Annotated in this window: 2 protein-coding genes and 1 pseudogene; all 3 read right to left on the reverse strand. The window is 26.6% G+C overall.

Features of this window, described 5'->3' with window-relative positions:
* A partial coding sequence (hemC, locus tag HG1285_RS04665; RefSeq protein WP_232219514.1) for a hydroxymethylbilane synthase occupies positions 1-576 on the reverse strand: 576 nt, incomplete at its 3' end.
* Complete coding sequence (locus tag HG1285_RS18310; protein ID WP_083793108.1) at positions 570-1,754, reverse strand: glycosyltransferase family 39 protein; 1,185 nt, start codon at positions 1,752-1,754, stop codon at positions 570-572. The genes hemC and HG1285_RS18310, both read right to left, overlap by 7 nt.
* A 361-nt stretch (positions 1,755-2,115) precedes the next feature.
* Positions 2,116-2,519, reverse strand: a pseudogene (locus tag HG1285_RS04660) (deoxyguanosinetriphosphate triphosphohydrolase); the annotation flags it as partial.

The following is a 2,519-nucleotide window of genomic DNA, read 5'->3' on the forward strand; positions in this document are numbered from 1 at the left end:
GCTAAAAACCTGTTTAACTTTATCTTCAAGACCAAGCCTTTTAAGCCCTGCATAGGCAAGTATTACTGCATCATATTGTCCTTCTTCAAGTTTTCTAATTCTTGTGTCAACATTTCCTCTCAAATCTTTTATCTGAAGGTCTGGCCTGTTTATTTTAAGCTGAACTTTTCTTCTTAAAGAAGAAGTTCCTACAACTGCACCTTCAGGGAGTTCTTTTAAAGAGCTATACTTAACAGATAAAAACGCATCTCTTGGGTCTTCCCTTTTTGTTATTGCAACAAGCCCAAGACCTTCTGGAAAATAAGTCGGGACATCTTTCAAAGAATGAACAGCAATATCTATCTCATTTCTAAGCATTGCTTCTTCTATTTCTTTAACAAAAAGCCCTTTACCTCCAACCTTTGCAAGAGGAACGTCAAGAATTTTATCACCTTTAGTTGTAATTTTTATAAGCTCAACTTCCAGTTCTGGAAAATGCTTTTTTAACTGCTCTGCTACAAAATTTGCCTGCCAAAGGGCAAGTTTGCTTTTTCTTGTTCCAATTCTTATTTTCAAACAGCTTACCTCATTTAATATCTGTTAGTTTGAATTTCTTTTATTTCTTTAAAATTTCTTAAAACATAAATGTTAAAAGATTTAACTACTTTACCTCTATATTTTACATTATATTTTTTATAAAAAACTAAATTTTTAAAACCTCTTTTAACTAATGGTTGAATAGCTGCACCAGTAATATAAATTCCTGTTTTATTATAATTTTTAGGATTATTAATTTTTCCCAAAAAATCAAACTGATTTTTCCTTCTTCCAGTATTAATACAGTAAATATAAGGATGGTCTTTTAAGTAAAACATAAGTTCAGAAGATATAAAGTAATCATCAGAAAAAAGAAAAGCTTCTCTGTATTTATTCCTTATATTTTGGACTTCCAAAGCTAAATTTCTCCATCCAACCAGTCTTTTTGTAGGGTCTTTTTTAGGAGGTAAAATATAACCTATGCCTATTTTGTCCAGAATCGGAGTATAAAACAAAATAAAAATAGATAAAATAGAAGGTAAAGATAAAATAATGAAATGTTTTATTTTATTAAATCGGTATATAAAAAATGCAGCAAGTATATAAAGAGTAAAGTATGAAAATGCAGGCCAATTTCCATATACACGGTGTTTAAAAGATAAAATTAAGAAAAATAAGAACACAAAAACTGGGAAAGAAAGTAAAAACAATATTTTGAAATTTCTTATATTCTTAAATGCCTTTAAAATAACAAAAATATACAAAGGAAACAAAAAAACTGAATTAATTGCTATTTGGCTTATTGAATAATCACCTAAATACTGAACACTTTTTTCTATTTTGAATTCTGAATGTGCTCCAGATAAGTAAAGTAAATGTTTAAATGTAGCAAAATCATTTTTTAAATTCCATAAAAAAAATGGAACAAGACCTATTAGTAAAGAAAAAGTTAATGAAAAATAAAAAATTTTCATTTTAAATACTTTTCTATTTTTTATAAAAGCTAAAAATAAAAAAACTGGATAAAGAGCTATAAAAACTTGTTTAGATAAAAGTGAACATCCTGAAAATAAAGACCATAAAATAAAATCTTTATTTTCTCCTTTGAGTAAAATTTTATAAAAATAATATAAAGATAAAACATAAAAAAGCATTAAAACAGTATCTGTTAAAAACAGTACAGACAATAAGTTGTAAGAAACTAAAGGTATTAAAGATATAGCTGCAAAAAAGCTAATTTTTCATCATTAAAAAGTTTTTTGCAAAAAAATAGGTAAAAAACATTAAAAAAGCAGAAATTAATACAGAATTAATCCGAACACCTAAGACAGAATCACCAAAAACCGAGGTAGACAAGAAATTAAAATAAGCTATCATTGGAGGTTTTGAATAGTAGTAAATATCCAAAAATTTAGACCACACCCAGTACTGAGCTTCTTCAGGAGATAAATCTATATGTCCAGATAGTATATACAACACCTTTATTATGGAAAGTACTAAAATTAAAAAAAATAAATATTTCTTCAAACGCTATGCTCTTTAATAAGTTATTTTAATATATTAATATTTTAAACTAAATTTAAAGACAACTTGAAAATATTAAATAATAGCCCAGCCTTTCGGTATGAATATTCTTTCATAAGTTTTTATTGCAAACCTATCTGTCATTCCTGCCACATAGTCAACAGCTGCCTGTTTAGGTTCGTACTTTCCCCAAAGCTTTAGATATTTTTCATAAAAAGGTATTTCTTCATAATTTTTATAAAAATATTCAAATAATGCCTTAACTATCCCTTTTCCTTTATTAAGTTCTTTAACTACAGGCTCACTTAAATACACATTTTCAAAAAGCCAATCTCTAAGTTCATACATTGCTTTATATATCTTATCTTCCATTACTATATGCTTATAATTATTTTCAATTGTTGTATTTATTACACTTTTAACTAAAGTCTTAATTCTTTCTGATTTAGTTTCACCTAAAACTTTTAAAATAGATTTTG

The organism is Hydrogenivirga sp. 128-5-R1-1 (assembly GCF_000171895.1).